The 17,921-nt window shown below is 45.6% G+C and carries 12 protein-coding genes; 8 read left to right on the plus strand and 4 right to left on the minus strand.

Going from position 1 to position 17,921, the window contains the following annotated elements:
- Positions 1-75: 75 nt before the first annotated feature.
- The gene (locus MD536_RS06990; protein ID WP_239597069.1) at positions 76-1,689 is read left to right on the plus strand and encodes a S41 family peptidase; all 1,614 of its coding nucleotides are present in this window, start codon (positions 76-78) and stop codon (positions 1,687-1,689) included.
- A gap of 280 nt (positions 1,690-1,969) precedes the next feature.
- Here MD536_RS06990 and MD536_RS06995 read toward each other — a convergent pair whose 3' ends face one another.
- Positions 1,970-2,323 (minus strand): DUF6249 domain-containing protein, encoded by a 354-nt coding sequence (locus MD536_RS06995; protein ID WP_234864160.1) that lies wholly within the window; start codon positions 2,321-2,323, stop codon positions 1,970-1,972.
- A 261-nt stretch (positions 2,324-2,584) separates the two neighbouring features.
- Between MD536_RS06995 and MD536_RS07000 the strand changes: the two genes are divergently transcribed.
- The 5 genes from MD536_RS07000 to MD536_RS07020 all read left to right on the plus strand — a co-directional run bounded on the left by MD536_RS07000 (position 2,585) and on the right by MD536_RS07020 (position 7,542).
- A complete protein-coding gene (locus tag MD536_RS07000) occupies positions 2,585-3,169 on the plus strand; it encodes an RNA polymerase sigma factor (protein ID WP_239597070.1) in 585 nt (194 codons plus the stop codon).
- Positions 3,170-3,207: 38 nt separating this feature from the next.
- Positions 3,208-3,720, plus strand: coding sequence for an anti-sigma factor family protein (locus tag MD536_RS07005; protein ID WP_234864162.1), 513 nt, complete (start codon positions 3,208-3,210; stop codon positions 3,718-3,720).
- A 105-nt stretch (positions 3,721-3,825) separates the two neighbouring features.
- Positions 3,826-4,908, plus strand: coding sequence for a phosphotransferase enzyme family protein (locus tag MD536_RS07010; protein WP_239597072.1), 1,083 nt, complete (start codon positions 3,826-3,828; stop codon positions 4,906-4,908).
- Positions 4,905-6,335 (plus strand): Gfo/Idh/MocA family protein, encoded by a 1,431-nt coding sequence (locus tag MD536_RS07015; RefSeq protein ID WP_239597074.1) that lies wholly within the window; start codon positions 4,905-4,907, stop codon positions 6,333-6,335. Before MD536_RS07010 ends, MD536_RS07015 begins: the two co-directional genes overlap by 4 nt.
- 316 nt (positions 6,336-6,651) lie before the next feature.
- The gene (locus tag MD536_RS07020) at positions 6,652-7,542 is read left to right on the plus strand and encodes an AraC family transcriptional regulator (protein ID WP_239597076.1); all 891 of its coding nucleotides are present in this window, start codon (positions 6,652-6,654) and stop codon (positions 7,540-7,542) included.
- Here the strand turns inward: MD536_RS07020 and MD536_RS07025 are convergent, their stop codons facing one another.
- Positions 7,543-8,637: an amidohydrolase family protein gene (locus tag MD536_RS07025; protein ID WP_239597077.1), complete on the minus strand. Its 1,095-nt coding sequence runs from the start codon at positions 8,635-8,637 to the stop codon at positions 7,543-7,545.
- 63 nt (positions 8,638-8,700) lie between these two features.
- On the opposite strand from MD536_RS07025, the gene MD536_RS07030 reads away from it, so the two are divergent.
- On the plus strand, positions 8,701-10,602 hold the full coding sequence (locus MD536_RS07030; protein WP_239597080.1) for an ABC transporter ATP-binding protein: 1,902 nt from the start codon (positions 8,701-8,703) through the stop codon (positions 10,600-10,602).
- Between the two features lie 3 nt (positions 10,603-10,605).
- Positions 10,606-11,553: an alpha/beta hydrolase gene (locus tag MD536_RS07035; RefSeq protein ID WP_239597082.1), complete on the plus strand. Its 948-nt coding sequence runs from the start codon at positions 10,606-10,608 to the stop codon at positions 11,551-11,553.
- On the opposite strand, the gene MD536_RS07040 is transcribed toward MD536_RS07035, so the two are convergent.
- Positions 11,533-12,522, minus strand: coding sequence for an acyl-CoA dehydrogenase family protein (locus MD536_RS07040; RefSeq protein ID WP_239597084.1), 990 nt, complete (start codon positions 12,520-12,522; stop codon positions 11,533-11,535). The genes MD536_RS07035 and MD536_RS07040 overlap by 21 nt on opposite strands.
- 2 nt (positions 12,523-12,524) lie before the next feature.
- A complete protein-coding gene (locus MD536_RS07045; protein WP_239597086.1) occupies positions 12,525-17,921 on the minus strand; it encodes an alpha-2-macroglobulin family protein in 5,397 nt (1,798 codons plus the stop codon).

Consider the following 17,921-nt stretch of genomic DNA (forward strand, 5'->3'; position numbering starts at 1 on the left):
TATGTTAGCATACTGGAGCAATAATATGGAGAGCGGCTCCGGGCATTTCAGTAATTTGCAGCTTTAGAACGTAATATGAAGCAAGGAAAAAAAGTTCAGGTTTGGCTTCCCCTGCTCTTCGCAGTTGTCATGATCGGGGGAATGGTAATAGGTTACAAACTGCGCGATAATACACAGGTTGCCAGTAATGTTTTCAGGTTTGATACCAAAAGATCACCACTTCAGGAAGTACTGGACCTGGTGATGTTGAAATACGTAGACAAAGTATCGGTGGATACACTTGGAAATGCTGCTATCCAGGATATGCTGACCAAACTGGATCCGCACAGCAATTTTATCCCGGCGCAACACCTGGGTGCTTTAACAGAAGACCTTCAGGGAAATTTCCAGGGTATTGGAATTGAATTCCAACTATTCCGGGATACCGTCAATGTTGTAAATGTGGTTCCGGGCGGCCCAAGTGAAAAAGCCGGCCTTCAGGTTGGGGATAAATTTCTCAAAGTGGGTGATACCACTGTTACCGGAGGTATCAGTTCGGATCGTATCAAGGAACTGCTGCGTGGCCCTGGCGGCTCCAAAGTAACCACGACCCTCCTGCGGAATGGCCAACCTATAACGGTGACAATTACGCGTGGAACCATCCCGCTTCCTTCCCTGGATGCAGCCTATTTACTAGAACCTGAAACAGGTTACATGCGGATCAGCAAATTTTCAGAAACTACCTATGAAGAATTCATGGCTGGACTGGAAAAATTGCTGGGTGAAGGGATGAAATCGCTGATTCTTGACCTCCGTGGCAATGGTGGCGGCATTTTGGGTGAAGCGGTTGATATGGCGGATGAATTTCTGGATGGCGATAAACTGATCGTATACACCGAAGGAAATAACATGAAACGCCAGGAGTATCGGTCCCGCCGGAATGGGTTGTTTGAAAAAGGCAACCTGGTGTTGTTGATGGATGAACAATCTGCCTCCGCCAGTGAAGTGTTGGCAGGTGCCCTGCAGGACTGGGACCGGGCTACCATAATAGGCAGACGCAGTTTTGGCAAAGGATTGGTGCAGGAACAGTATCAGTTGAGCGATGGGTCGGCTTTGCGCCTCACTGTTGCCCGTTATTATACTCCCAGTGGACGCAGTATTCAGAAACCCTACGATAAGGGTATTGAAGACTACCAGGATGACCTGCACAAGCGATTTGAAAACGGCGAAATGAACAATGCTGACAGCATTCATGCAGCCAATGGTAAAGCTTATAAGACCAGCAAAGGCAGAACAGTTTATGGTGGTGGCGGAATAGTACCCGATGTATTTGTTGGGGCTGATACCACCCTTTTATCCAATTCAGTAACTGCCTTGTACCGCAACAACACGATTGGCAATTTCACCTACCTCTATTATGTCCGTAACCGCGCATCTGTAGATGGATTCAAGAGTCCGGTTACCTACAATGATGCCATCCGGTTTTCAGAAAATGACTGGCAAAGCCTCAAAAAGATGGCTGAACAGGACAGCGTTAAAGTGGGTGATTTTACATCCGCTGACCGATCCTTTCTATCTGAGCGCATGAAAGCCCTTATTGCCCGGTATCGCTGGAGAAGCGAAGGGTATTTTCAGGTACTGAATGAAGGGGATGAAGTGGTGAAGAAGGCAGTGGAGGAAGTGAAAAAGCGAGACAAAGGAGACAGGTGACAAAGGAGGCATGGAAGATGGAACAATGAAAGATGGAAGAAGGGAAGAAATGACCCCTAAACCCATTTAATAGCACTTGACCGAAAGCAGGGCGTTTCTAAGGAAAGTGAGATGTCAGACGTGAGACGTTTACTATTCAGGGTGAAGGTTCAGTATTTATTTTTTAAAGGGTCAGCATCAAGGAATTTAGCGTAAACCACAGGGGTCTCCCCTTCTTCCATCTTCCATTCCTCCATCTTCCTTTCCCCCTCTTCCCTTCTCACGTCTGACGTCTGACGTTTCACTTTTCCCCCTCCTTATCCAACAACTCCTTCTTCTCAATCTGATAGGATCTGATCAGGCCAAGACCACCACCTATGGCGATCAGCGCGAACCAGAGGGCAGGGTTTTCATCATCGTGCAACATATATTGGGTAATGATATACGCAAGGGCCAAACCGATACCGGCGCCCAGGAAAAGCAAACCATTCTTAAGGTTGCGGTAAGGAGCGGGGCGATTGGCAAACTCCTTGGGATTGAGTCCTCTTTCAATCATTGCCATATTCTCACGGCTTTTCAGGTAAACGATACCAAATACCATGGCGAAGGCGCCCAGGGGAACTAAAATCGGGATCAAAACTTCTGCGGTTTGCATACAATGTTTTTTATGGTTGTGTTTTAATTGTTTCTGTTCAATCAGACTACCGCTTCCGGATCCAGGTTACAGCAGCGAAGAACTTTTTTTTGACTGGTTGTATAAACCCCGATCAGTCAACAACCGGGTTCCGGGAATATGACGGCAGGTTTTTCTATCAGGTTACAGCCGAATCCGAAATACGCCCAACTTATCTTAATTTTAGTGTTGTACATTATTACCTGTAACCTAACAACCGCAACCGGCGTCCTACTCCCTGTAATGCAACCAGCAACACCGGATAACGAGATCATACAAATGGTGAAGAATGGTAATCAGCAGGCCTACAGCCAGTTGGTTACCAGGTACCAGAACTATGTATTCACCATAGTGTTAAGGTATATCAACAGTCGGGAGGATGCTGAGGAAGTGGCCCAGGATGTGTTCATCAAAGCCTATAAAAGCCTCGCAGATTTCAGAGGAGAGAGTAAGTTCAGTACCTGGATCTATACGATTACCACCACCAGCTGCCTGACCTTCCTGAGAAAGAAAAAACTGGAAGTACATTCGCTGGATAATGAAAAGGTAATGGCCCATGCGGAACAGGTTGACAGTGGAATGCGGGCCAACCAGGTGGAACAGAAATCCAAACTGGCGATGGTGAACCAGGCTATTTCCCTTCTGTCGCCGGATGACGCCCAGGTAATTACCCTTTTCTATAAGGGAGAACAGAGCCTGGATGAAATTGCGCAGATATTGGGACAAGAAACCAATGCGGTCAAGGTAAGGTTACATCGGGCCAGGCAACGACTTCGGGATAAAATGGAAAAATTCTTCCCCCAGGAAGTCCGCGACCTGACCACTTAAATTATAATTCACAATTCATCATTCATAATTTTTACTTCATGTCACAGAATATAGAAATGGAAGCCCGCCTCTGGGAATACATCGACGGGATAGCGAAGCCGGAAGAACGTTCGGTGATTGAAGCCCTGATTCAAACCCAGCAGGAATGGAGGGAGAAATACCAGGAGATGGTAGCACTTCACCAGGATTTGCAGGAACATCTGGAGTTGGAAGCCCCTTCCCTTCGTTTTACCAAAAACGTGATGGAGGAAATCGCGAGATTACATATCGCTCCCGCTACCAGCACTTATATCAATAAAAAGATCATCTACGGAATTGCAGGCTTTTTCATCACCCTGATTGTAGGCTTTGTAATATATGCCATAGCACAGATCGATTGGAGCAGCGGATCCGGTAGTGGTGGCTTTGAATGGAACCGCATCGATTTCTCCGGAATTTTCAACAATCAATTCGTGAATATTTTCATGATGGTGAATATTGTATTGGGATTGATGCTCTTTGACCGGTATCTCACTGCACAGAAAAAAAACTGGAAAAAGCAAGCTTCCTGAGGTATTGGGCTTCCTTTGGCAAAATCACTCAAACGGTTGCATATGGAAGGATGAGACTGAATGTGTAAGTTCGGTCTACAAAAGGCCTTATCCATATAAGCAAACATGGAACAACAGATTTTGCCAGCCTATCTGAAAGAAACAGCCAATCTTTCAACCGAAACCTTCGGATCGGGATTGATCAATACAACCTGGAAAGTAACGGATAAAAACCGCTCCTATATTCTGCAACGCATTAACCAGGATGTATTCAAACATCCGGAATGGATTGCGTCTAATCTGAGGCAAATCGCGAGCTACCTTAAAGTTCATCACCCTGATTATCTGTTTGTAGAACCGTTTAAAACGCTTGACAACCAGGATCTCGCTATTTCAAAAGAAGCAGGCTATTTCAGATTACTCCCCTTTATTAAAGATTCTCACAGCATTGATGTGGTAACAGAACCTTCCCAGGCCTATGAAGCTGCCAAGCAATTCGGAAGGTTTACCGCTTTGCTGGAAGGTATGAAACTGGATGAACTACATACCACGATCGCGGATTTCCATAATCTCACCTTGCGTTTCCGTCAGTTTGAAGAAGCCATTGCTACCGGCATTCCGGATCGGATACAGAAGGCCAGACCTGAAATTGATTATCTCAAAAAGAAATCGGAAATCGTTACGATCTACCAGGATATTTGCAATAACCCTTATTTCCATTTACGCGTAACCCATCATGATACCAAGATCAGTAATGTATTGCTGGATGCTTCCAATAAAGGGCTCTGTGTGATCGACCTCGATACCGTGATGGCAGGCTATTTCATCAGTGACGTGGGTGATATGTTACGAACCTACCTCTCTCCCGCCAGTGAAGAAGAAACAGACCTGGAAAAGATCCGCATCCGAACGGATATATTTGAAGCCATCGTAAAAGGGTACCTGTCCGAAATGAACGCAATTCTTTCAGCCGATGAAAAGAAGGCATTCATTTATGCAGGGAAATTCATGATCTATATGCAGGCCATTCGATTTCTCTCCGACTACCTGAATGGCGACACTTACTATGGGGCCAGGTATGCGGAACACAACCTCCAACGTACGCGCAATCAGATCCGCCTTTTACAGGAACTGGAAGCGAAGGAACCAGAACTAACAAAGATCCTTAACCGATATATTTTTCATCAAGATCAAACACCATCAATATGAGTTCAAACAGAAGAAAATTCCTGCGGAACCTCACAATGGGTACCGGCGCTCTGGTGAGCAGCTGGCCTGTTCTGGGCAAGAACCTTTCAGAAGATGCACCCCATCCGGCAGCAAAGGCCTCACCCTCTTTTAATATGTGCGGATATGCTGCACCCAAACTTGAAAAGGTTCGAATCGGGTTTATCGGACTGGGTATGCGCGGTCCGGGGGCTGTTGAGCGCATGAGCCATATTGAAGGAGTAGAAATCAAAGCACTCTGTGATCTTTATCCCGAAAGAGCTGCTGCCGCACAGCAAATCCTCACCAAAACAGGATTACCCAAGGCGAAAGAATTCTCAGGTGAAAATGGTTGGAGACAGGTTTGTGAGCAAAAAGATATTGATTTGATTTATATCACAACACCCTGGGACTTACACACTCCAATCGCTCTTTATGCTATGAACAATGGCAAACACGCAGCTACTGAAGTACCGGCAGCGCTTAGCATTGATGAATGCTGGCAGCTCGTAGAAACATCCGAGCGCACCCGTAAACATTGTATGATGCTGGAGAACTGTTGTTATGATTTCTTTGAACTGCTTACGCTGAACATGGCGCGGAATGGCCTGTTTGGAGAAGTACTCCACGCAGAAGGTGCCTATATCCACGATCTGCTGGATCTTAATTTCAGCAAAAAGGGGTATGCCAACATGTGGCGACTAAAAGAGAATATCCGCATGAACGGCAGTCTCTATCCTACACATGGTTTGGGTCCCGTAGCACAATGCATGAATATCAATCGCGGCGATCAGTTCGATTACCTGATCTCCATGTCAACCAATGATTTCACCATGGGAGCACATGCGGCAGAACTTGCAAAAGCCGATTCTTTTTTCTCCCCCTATGTAAATCAGAAATACCGGGGAAATATGAACAACACACTGATCCGCACCCATAAGGGCAAAAGCATACTCATCCAGCACGATGTCAGCTCTCCCCGCCCCTACAGCCGCATACACCTGGTAAGTGGCACAAAAGGGGTGGCACAGAAATGGCCCAGTCCTGCGAAGATCGCCTTTGGCCACAGTTGGATAAAACAGGAAGAATTTAAGGCTTTGGAAGATAAATATACTCCACCCATCGTGAAACATATTGGAGAAATAGCCAAGGGTGTTGGTGGACATGGGGGCATGGATTTCATCATGGACTGGCGACTGATCGATTGTTTGCGTAATGGTTTGCCACTGGACCAGGACGTGTATGATGCAGCACTCTGGAGTTGTGTTATTCCGCTCTCTAACCAGTCGGTAAATAACAGGAGCCGTAGTATGGATATCCCTGATTTCAGCAGGGGCAACTGGATCACTAATAAACCGGTGGATCTGACACTCAATGGAGGAGGCAATACGCCGGTTCGCAAAATTGACAAAAGCGGCAAACAGCTATAAAGAAGGTTTTCGTTGATTGGTTTTACTTTAACCCGTTCTCTTAAAGGAGACGGGTTTTTTAATAAAAATTGGCAGCGCGGCGGTTCGTAGAAACAATCCATCGGCTGCCAACAAAACGACTGCTAAATTGCTCATTCTGGAAGAACCAAAACGAAGCTGTAAAATATTTCATATTTCAGCAGATTTTTAATACTATTTTACTCAATCTTCATACTTTCATTTCCAAACCGGTTGCTGATCATCGATCTCTGGCAATAATCATATTCCTGATTTTTTGTAATTTACCCCAGACTAATACTATTTTGACTAGCAACATATGAAAAACGATCTGCTGAGAGAAATTACGCCCCTTACCCAAAGTGATTGTTTTACCCTTTTTTCCCGGGTGAAATCAGATTTCGATTTTCCGCTGCACTATCACGAAGAGTTTGAACTCAACTTTATTGAAAATGCAACCGGGGCAAGGAGGATTATCGGTGATCACATGGAAGAAATCAGTTCCTTTGAACTGGTATTAGTAGGCTCCAACCTGCAGCATGGCTGGTTCAATCACAAATGTGAGAGTAAAGAGATTAAAGAGGTAACTATACAATTTCACAAGGATCTGTTTGATGAAAAATTCCTGCGCCGTAATCAGTTAAGTTTTATCCGGGCCATGCTGGAGAAATCCAACCGGGGTATCCTGTTTTCGCAGGAAACTACGATGCAGGTAGCTAGCCGGATAAAAGCATTGAACCAGAAACATGGGTTTGACTCGGTATTGGAATTGTTTTCCATCCTGCATGATCTCTCTACCTCCAGAAATATGCGCATTCTTTCCGATGCCAGTTTCAACAATGCAGAACACTTCACGTATAACAGTCGCCGTATTGGCACAGCAATGGATTACCTCAACAATAATTTTGAAAAGCCGATCTCGTTAACCGATGTGGCCAAACTGGTCAATATGTCGGATGTGGCTTTCAGCCGGTTTTTCAAAAACAGAACGGGCAATAATTTCATCGACAGCCTGATAGAAATCCGGTTGGGGCATGCTTCACGTATGCTCATTGACACCACGCATACCATCGGAGAAATCGCTTATCGTTGCGGCTTCAACAATATGTCCAATTTTAACCGGGTTTTCAAAAAGAAAAAAGGTTGTACTCCCAAAGAATTCCGTGAAAATTACAATGCCGTTGGAGCAGGTACCCGTGTCTTTATCTGATCAGTGGGGAAACAGGCTCAAATCAATGCCCGGAATAATGCGAAGTGCATTTTTGTAATATACCTTTTTCAGTACTTCATCCGGTAAATCAAGTCCGTACATTCTCCAGAACGCGTGGTATTTTTTATGGTAGGGAAAATATTCATCGGCTGTTTCCAGTACTCTGAAATAGGTTGCATATTCAGAAGGTACCCAACTGTCTTTTCCAAAAAGGATGCGATCCTGGTATTTAAGGAAAAAATCATGCGCCGTACGGGGCTGCCGCCCCAGTTCTGCGATCACCGCTCCAAACTCCACCACCACATTCGGCAGGGCAGTCAACAGGGAATCCAGTTTTTTCAGATTGTTAGGGTACCAGCCAAAATGCGCAGCAATAAAAGTAGTGCCAGCGTGTTTTTTGAACATCCGGTGCTGCTCTGCAATTAACACCTCCCAGGGAGCCGGATCCTCGTTTGAACGTTTGCGACGAGGATGCGTATAAAGTTCCAGTAAGCGCTCGTTTTCATTCGTTAATGCTTCCCAGAAAGATGCGGGATCAGCAGTATGAATAAGGACAGGAATCTTCAGTTCGCCGCATTTTTTCCAGATGGGATCAAGGCGTGCATCATCAACAGCTACCCGGTTACCTTTGGTATCCTTCACCGAAAATCCCAGGTTTTTGAACACTTTCAAACCGCGTGCACCATTATTATAATCCTCCTGTAATTGCTTTACCGCTTTTTCCGACCAGCCATCAGTACCAATTCCTGCAAAATCAATATTGTGAAACACGATAAACCTTCCGGGATATTGCTTACGCGCGTTTTCAACTTTTTGTTTGAGCTCAGCACCGTTACCACCACTCAGGTTGACCATTACCTTCATATTGAGTGCATCCATATTACTGACGATATCAGCCAGTGAACCTGACCCCATACGGTATTGGTGGTTATGCACATCAACAAATGGAAATTTCGAACGGCTTACCGGATTTTCGGGCACCACCAGCGTAGAGGGAGGGTCATAGGATTCAAAATCAATTTTAGGTTGTTGGGCACAGGCGATCAGGGTAGTTGACAACAAAACAGAACCCAGAACTGTAATTCGTTTAAGCATATCGGTTTAATTAAGCAGGTTGCTGACGTATCTTGCGCTCAGTTTAATCAGAAACATAAAAATATGGCAAGAGGACGGTATAGGAACAAGGAGGATAAAACAGAGGAGCGTCCAAAAGTTAAAATTTCCAAAGAATCACTTCGCCAGGCCCTGGTGCTCTTCAGGTACCTGAAGCCTTACCGCGGTCAATTTATCATGAGCCTGGTATTCATCGCTTTATCGGCTTTAACCACCAGTCTCTTCCCTTTATTTCTAGGAAAAATGATAGATGCGGCCGTTCCGGGTGGCGGCACTGCGGTTGTTCCTCCTGCCCCTTCCAATCTGCCATTCGGGCAGCAGTTGAAGGAAGTGAAATGGAGTCTGAATACTAGCCTGCTTTTCATCTTTATTACACTCAGTTTTCAAATGTTCTTTTCCTATATGCGGGTATACCTGCTGACTGCAGTCGGTGAACGGTCCCTTGCGGGTATGCGGAAAGACGTTTACAGCAAACTACTGAGCATGCCCATGTCCTACTTTTCTGAAAAAAGAGTAGGTGAACTGAGCAACCGGATTTCATCAGATCTTTCCCAGATTCAGGATGCGATCTCTTTTACCCTGGCTGAATTCCTTCGGGGCATATTCACCCTGGTAATCGGGCTTTTCTTTATTTTCTGGATCAGCCCGGAACTGGCCCTGGTAATGCTGGGCGTGGTACCTGTAATTGCAATCCTGGCCGTTGTTTTTGGCAAGCGTATTCGCAAAATGGCAAGGAAAGCACAGGATGAACTAGCTGAAAGTGGCACAATTGTGCAGGAAACTTTTCAGGGCATAACCGTTGTAAAAGCTTTCACGAGCGAGTTTCATGAGATCAAGCGCTATGTAAAAAGTATTTTTGCGGTTGTTGATACATCCATCAAAAATGCACGTTATCGGGGTGCTTTTGTTTCCTTTATGATCTTCAGTGTGTTTGGAGCTATCGCATTTGTAATGTGGTATGGTGCCAATATGATTCAATCAGGTGAACTCACCCTGGGATCGCTCACCATGTTCGTCATTTTTTCCATGTTTGTAGGTGGCACTTTTGCAGGCTTTGCCGATATGTTTTCCCAACTGCAGAAAACCCTGGGAGCAACCGAAAGCATCCGCGAGATACTGAGAAGCGAAAGCGAACCGGTTTCGCTGGAAGCAATCACGGTAGCACCGGAAAACCGCATCCGTGGGGATGTACAGTTTGAACATATTTTCTTTAGTTATCCATCCCGGAAAGACACACCAGTGTTAAAGGGACTAAGTTTAACGGCGCAAAATGGACAACAGGTTGCGATTGTCGGACCTAGTGGTGCAGGTAAATCTACCCTGGTCTCCATGCTGCTCCGCTTTTATGAACCCGATGCGGGGAATTTGTTTTTAGATGGCAAACCTGCTTCCAGTTTTCCTTTATCAGAGTTACGGGCGCAGATGGCCTATGTACCACAGGAAGTATTGCTGTTTGGTGGCACCATCCGGGAAAACATCGCTTATGGAAAACCAGATGCTTCAGATGAAGAAATCACCCAGGCAGCAATCAAAGCAAATGCACATCGGTTTATTGAAGCTTTCCCTGATCAGTATAATACTGTTGTGGGTGAAAGAGGTATCCAACTGAGTGGCGGACAAAGACAACGGGTTGCCATCGCGCGAGCGATCCTGAAAGATCCGGCTATCCTGATACTTGACGAAGCTACATCTTCTCTTGACAGCGAAAGTGAACAGCTGGTTCAGGAAGCGCTCGACAATCTGATGAAAGGCAGAACCTCTTTTGTGATTGCACACAGGCTCTCAACCATCCGGAATGCCGATAAGATTGTTGTAGTGGATAAAGGCGTTGTACACGAGTCTGGCACCCATGCAGAACTGATGGCAAATGACGGGCTCTACCGAAAGCTGAATGAAATGCAATTCGAATTTGGGGTGGTTACCCAATCAATTACGGAAACCATTTAACCTATGCTAATACGGGCAGTTTTGACAGGGATGCTGTCGGGATTCATTCTTACTAACACACAAGCACAGCCGAAAGTGAGCATTCGGTACAAAGACATCCAGTTTGAAAAAGTGGACCATAAAAGAAATCTTTCCTACCAGGAACAGGAAACACCTGGCGTTAAAAAAAGGTTCCACAAATTCGACTGGTATGCATCCTCCGAAGACAAAAACCGCAGACGTCCCTTGATCATTGCCATGCATGGCGGCGGATTTAAACTAGGTAATAAAGCATCCGACAGTACTCCTTTCTGGGCTAGAGAATTTGCCAAAAGGGGATATGCTGTTGCATCGATCAATTACAGGAAGAGTAAAAAAAAGCCCCTCTCCCGTTTTGAAGATCTTGCCGACGGTTGTTTTGAAGCATTGAAAGACCTGCAATTAGCCATTGATTACTTCAAACGGAATCACGAACAATACGGTATTGATCCGGATAAAATCATCCTGGCCGGAAATTCAGCCGGTGGCATGATGGCACTCCACGAAGTTTGCAGCAGTGAATCGGAACTGGCCACCTATCTTAAACGTGACAATAGTGCCAGTCTCGACACCACCCACAATCCTAACCGGGTACTGGCCGCTGTCAATATGTGGGGTTCAATATATGATAGTACGTGGATTAAAAATGCCAGGGTTCCGATTGTCTCCATACACGGCAGCAAGGATCGGGTAGTACCTTCCAATAATACGGCAGGACCATTTTTCGGCACTGAAATCATTGCCCGGGAAGCCCATCGTGCAGGTATTGCCCATTATGTTCAGTTATATGAAGGCGCCGGACATGAGCTTCACAAACATTTCAATCCGGTGTTCGGAGGGGGCCCGGGTGCGAGACGCCGCTGGCGCGATATGACCCAAAGGATTGCTGACTACCTCCAGGAAGAACTTTCCTTAAGGGATGCTTCTCAATAAAGGATGCAGGGCAGCGGTATGAATGTTTCTCCACACACGATTTAGTTCAGTATGTTCTTTAGCGCCGGCCAGCGACTGATATCCGTACAGATTCTGCACTAATACTAAGCCTAGGCGGGTAAGGTTTCTGGCTTCATTACAGGCAACACCAATAGCCGTCTGCCCGGGATGTATGCCTCGCTTCACCTGTTCCCAGTTTTCCCGACAGGCTTCAAAGAGCTCCATTCTCAATTGATTAAAGGGTTGCGTTGAAATCCTGGCCTGATGTTCTGCCAATTCAACAAAACGTTTAACCATTCCTGTTATATTGGCTGCGAGCGTATAGGCTGCCAGTAATTCAAAAGGTAATTTAAAAACCGGATCCGGATGGGTTGCCCTTTCCGGATCAATATCAAAAGCTCTTCGTGCAGGAATCCATTGCGGAGCAACCCGAAAACCATTGCTAGCCGTAGCTTTCATTCCCATGGTTGACCAGTTTTTGACCAGCTCTACTTCTTTTGCATCCAGCAACATTGCAACAACTGTTCCATTCATAGTAAAATTGGCAGTCAGGTAAGTTGCCCTGGAAGCACCACTTGCATGCTGCCATTCTCCTTTTATCCAATAACCACCATCCAATGGAACCGTAACACCTCCGGCATGCCCACTACCTGTAATACACAAGCCTTCCTGGATCAGTAAATCAGCCTGTAAGGTTTTATCCAGATAACCAAGAAACCAGTGTGCCCCACTGCAAAGCGTGATGGTCCAACCTAGTGAGCCATCTATCCATGCTAATTTTTCCAGAGCTTCCACTGCTTCCGGGAATTCCATGCCCATTCCTCTCAGGTCTGCCGGCAGATAGAGGTTCAGCCAGTTGGCTGTAATTACCTGATCCCATACAGCCTCCGGCAATTCTCCTCTCAATTCCGCTTCCCTGGCTGTATCCCGTACCAGCTTTATGAACTCAACACTCGTATCAATATTCATTTTTACCGGCTTGTGATCACTATTTTCCCTGCACCATGATAGGAATGATAATCATTGTTATACATAGCATCTGCGCTTACTGGTCCCTGTTGAAATGTACCTGGAGAAACCGCACGCACCGTGTAATAATACACTTGCCGGTTATTAGTAGCATCCACAAACAGATGCAGCCGGTCATCGCGTATATCCATTGCTGTTGGAGTACCTGCATCTTTTATCCAGTCCATACCAGGAATATCTTTTATCCTTGGATTTTCAATTTCAAATCCGGCAGGAAGCAAATCCGTAATAACTACATTATCAATAGCACCTGCATACGCTTTTTCAAGGGTTAGCTGAACCACAACGAGGTCGTTCTGCCGAAAATTTCTGCCTGCAATCGGTTTCCCGTTCCGGTCAAAGAAAGCTCTCCGGATTTTGAGGTATTGGTCCTCCTGCTTATAGGATCCGCTTGCACTGATCCCTTCCGCTTCCCACCAGTAATAAACGGGTCCACCGTTTGAACTGATCTGTACTGGCCCATTACCGATTGAAGCAGCTTCAACCGTCAGCAGTTTATCTTTCAGCGTGGCAATCGTTTTACCATTGATCTGAATCGTTGCGGTTGCTGTAGTAGTGGCCTGTCGGGCTGCAAGTTTCCCCAGAGCCAGCATACCAAACGATGCTTCCTGGGTGCTGAACCAATTTAATTCTTTAAAACGCTTTGCTACATTTTTAGCCATGCCCGCCACCTGTGGATGATCCGGCTGCACTTCAATTAATACATTGAGCGCAATTGCTTCATCCCGAAGGGGAGAATAAAAACTACCACCTGTAACAGCTACAGATTGCTCTCCTGAAAAGGAGGAGGGTAATAATTCAGCAAACCGATTGCGATCCCCCGCCAATGCAAAAGCGGCAGACAACAGGTATTTGCTATCCAGGCTCAGCTGATCGGGTTTTGATTTGTAATAATTCATCACTGATATATTTGCCTTACCACCCAGCGCAAGTACGTATAAGCTGTAAGCCACTTCTTTAGGAGCTATCTTCTTCTGCTGGTTGTCATTGTAATAGTAAGTAATGGTATTTCTAACACTCAGGCGTTGATTGATGTAATTCAGAAGCGTTTCCAACAGGGAACGATCCACTTCAAATCCGGCTTTTCTTGCTTCAATCAAAAAATGAGCCGCATAAATACTGGTCCACCATTGCTCGGTGCGGTCATTGTCCCAAAGCGTTACGGCGCCATTGTACAATTGCCGCATTTTAATTTTACGAATCGCTTCCAATACATTCGCTGCTGCCGCCTTGCGCGATGCATCTCCTTTTTGTAGTAATTCACTAAACTCTCCAAAATACAATTGTGGAAAGGCCGCTGAAATACTCTGTTCTGTACACCCATATGGATAGTTAACCAACCTTTCCAGTATATTTCCCAATTCCAGCACCGGAGAACGACTCACTACCAGTTTTTTCCGTTCCGATGTGGGCATAAAATCAGGATCTCCAATGTTCAGGTTCACTGAACCATTTGCCTTTACAACTCCTGACCCGGTTCTTTTCTGCAAGGTAGAAGCAGGTCGAACTGTAATATCTACTTCTTCTGAATAAATCGCCCCTCCTGCTTTCACATCAATTTTCACCTGTCCGTTGCCGATAGACGGGTTTGCTGCCGCTGTAAATACAAGCCGTTGTTCTGAGTTGGCATCAATCGTAACTGGTTGTTCTGCAGCTCCGTAGGCTGTTATTGAGCCGCTGACTTTGATAGTGGCAGTGCCCGTCATTGATTTGGCAGTTGTATTACTAAGCGTTACAGGTATTTCAATACTATCACCCGGACTCATAAACCTTGGCAAAGCAGTACTAATGACAACCGGATCCGCAATTTTCATCGTTTTTTCAGCTGAACCGAACCGGTTGCCTGCGTGCGCCACTGCCATCAACCGAACCTCCCCCGAAAAGGCAGGTATCTCAACATTGAACGAAGCTTCTCCATCACTACCAGTACTTACCAATCCGCTCCAGTACGATAAAATCTTTACCCGTTTATTCGGCATGGGATTCACCCGCTGGTCCATTCTGAGCTCACCATCCCCACCCGTACTGCTTCGTGTCGTTTTCAATTCCGGAAACAGTAGCGGATACATATCAAATGCATTTACACCAAGGGATCTGTCAGCATAAAAATATCCGTATGGATCCGGGGTTTTGTAATCTGTAACCTGCAGCACGCCATTATCCACCGCAGCCAAAGTAACCATCGAACCTGGCACTGCTTTTACCCGTACCTGCTGGGTTTTCTTAGACCGGCTCGAGACTTCAGCCAGGATTTCTACCGGAATAGAACGGCGTTTATCCCTTACCGTTAATCCTTTAAATCCATGAGCAACTGTCAGTGGAAGATCACTTACCGTATGTGCTTTTATGAGGGTTGCTGTGACGTATACATTCGGCAAATGAGCTTCGCTGATTGGCAAGGTAAGTGTAGCGCTTCGCTTCTCCACATTCAGGTATTGGTAGCTCAGTACTTTGTCATGCTCCATTGTAACCAGCAAACGACCGCTGAACGGTGTTTTAAAAAGAAGCTTTACTTCCTCTCCCGGGTTGTATACTTCCTTATCGGTTTCAATGTCAATATTCCCATCCGTATTTACTTCGAAAGAGGTATAATCACCACCCCAACTTCCATAACTATAAAAAGTTCTGCTCACATAGGTGGTACTACCAGGAAGGCTTAAACGAAGTTCATAATTACCCGGAGACCTGGGTATAAAACTATAGGACGAGTTCTCTCCGGAAATGGTTACCGTGCTGCTGGCCAGGATCTTTTCCTCCTTCTGGCTTTCATACCGGAAATAGGATCCACTTTTGCTTAATACGGTCCTGTATTCATGTTTGATTACTTCCACAGTTGCTTTCTGATTTGTTACTACCTGCTCAGCCTTATTCAAGGCAATCAGGGGAAACTTCACGGCCTGGTTCAAAGGAAAATAATCATATCCATTGTCACCAATTCCAAGGAAAGCGTCCTGCGTACTGATATCCGCCTGCACCATCCTGCTTACTGGCCGGCCGGTTTCATCAAACACAGTAGTAAAGAATTTCGCCTGCAATAATCCGATCATCTTATACAAAGCAGGAACCGTATAAGAAATACGGGCTTGGCCCTCCGCATCGGTTTGCCCCTCTTCCAGTTTTTTATCAAAGAAGCTTTGCTGGTTGGTGAGGGAAAACTGGTAGCTACTGTATTTCTTCGGTGAGAAAAGGACTTGCTTTACCTGGATTTCGGTTTCATAATTCCGGTTGGCAGCAGGCGGACCAAAAAAATTCTGTGCCTCCAAAAACAGCGTGGCTGTTTCACCGGGCTTGAGCTCTTTTTTATCCAGTGTGGTTTGTACTTTGATACGATCTGGCACAAATTCTTCTACCTGGATGGGCAGACTGTTCAGCAGTACATCATTCCCACTGTACAATTCAAGGATATAGGTGCCTGTTATAGCCGCAACAGGGATATCAATACTTCCATCCGTACTGCCTTCTTTATTCAGCGTTTTTCGGAAGTTTCTCATCTCTTTACCAGTAGGGAACAATACTTTTCCCTTAATCGGAAGATCAGCAACCGGATTCCAGTTATAGTCACGTACGATGGCAGCAAAATGCACCTGTTCACCCGGACGATAAATTCCCCGCTCTGTATAAACAAATGCATCAAGTCCGGTTGCATTCAACCGTTTCCCACCTACATCAAAACGGGATGTATTCACACGGGTATTGCCAAAGAGCAGATAGTTGAAGTCAGTAGCGGTTTTGGCAATAATCATAGCCGGACGAAAACCAGCCTGTTCCTTTCTGGCATAACTGATTTCTGCAACCCCTTCTGAATTGGTGGTCCCCATACCCAACACCTGGTTATTGGCCCCATAAGCCACGAGGTTCACACCGGTGAGGGCTGTTGCGGACGTAATGGAATTGGCAAAGACAAAAATCTTCTCCTGTCCTTCTTTCACAATCAACCCAATATCTGAAAGTGAAATCATACGATTGTCACTCACCCAGTAATCATCCATCGACCGAACCTTAATATGATAGGCACCTTTGAGTTCCGGCAGACGGTCCTCCAGGTTAAATTCAAGTAATTGGGAACTGCCAACACGCGGCAACGAACGGGTATCGATCTCTTTTTCAAAGATCACATCGCCGAGGGTAAAATCGCCTTCTCCCTCATAATAATATTCATCATAATCAGTTACGCCATTTGATTCTTTGGGATAATAGCCATAGCGATTCGCTGCAAGCAGATTGGATTCATAAATTTTTGAAACAACCAGTTTCACCTTTGCCACATTCACTATTTTGATCTCGATATTGCGCGCTCCTTCCGCTGATAAATAACTGGCTTTGCCGTTCATAAAACGAATGGATGGCTCCAGTTCTCCAAAAGCAATTGACTCGATTTGTTCTTCTTTTAATTGCCCGCCCAATACCCCTTTCAGTCCTTTTTTAATTTCCAGTTGATATGATTTTTCGGAGTCGAATTTATCACTCATGATCATAAACCCATCTTCCATGGGTTGCACCTGAAAAGCAACCGCGGGATCCAGGGTGATAAAGTTTTTTATCCCCGCTTCGACCACCTGCTGGCTGGTTCGCACCAATATGCGGCCGGTAGTTCCGTCGTGTTCGGGTTGCACGCCATTGATGGTAAGCACAAATGGGGAGGCCAGCACCACCGGCTGTTTAACTGCTTCTTTCAATCCCTGTTTCCCTCCATCCGGGGCAAGTCCCTTCTCCAGTACAAGGTCCAGAGAAAGGTCCTTATCTTCTGCTTTTAGTCCTTGCAGACGCAGGGTCATTTTGGAATCTATACCCACCGTCAGCAATGAATAAGGTATAGCTGTTTCTCCTTTTAATATGCGAAGTTGTTCTTTCAGCCGGGAAGGATCCAGTTTATAATTAAAGTAAAGATCCAGTTGCGGAACCGGATTCGTACTGCCTTCTTCCGTCAACACCCAGGAAGCATTTATTTCATCCAGGTTGAGTAGCGGTGTACTGAATTGAAGTTTATCGCCGTTTTCTATCTGATTAAATGCAGATCCATTCAAAATAGCGGAGGTAAGTCGCGCGGTATAATTTGTTGCCGGCAGCAAAGGAGCTGCGGGAGAAAAGACCAGCAGATTGGATTGTTCCCACCGGAATTTGCCCCGAATTGCCGGTTCAAACTGCACATACTCCGTAGAATCCCATCGATTCAGCAAACTGTCAGAAACGATGGGATGATTGAACCGGAATACCAGGTTCTGCAAGGGCATCACTTCTTTTTCAGCATTGGTATATTCAAGCACTACTGCTTTTCGGTTACAGGCCAGGAAGGAGAAAAACAGGATAAGGTAAAAGGAGATTCGTTTCAGGGAAAACAT

The sequence above is a fragment of the Flavihumibacter cheonanensis genome (assembly GCF_022352215.1).
GTDB lineage: Bacteria > Bacteroidota > Bacteroidia > Chitinophagales > Chitinophagaceae > Flavihumibacter > Flavihumibacter cheonanensis.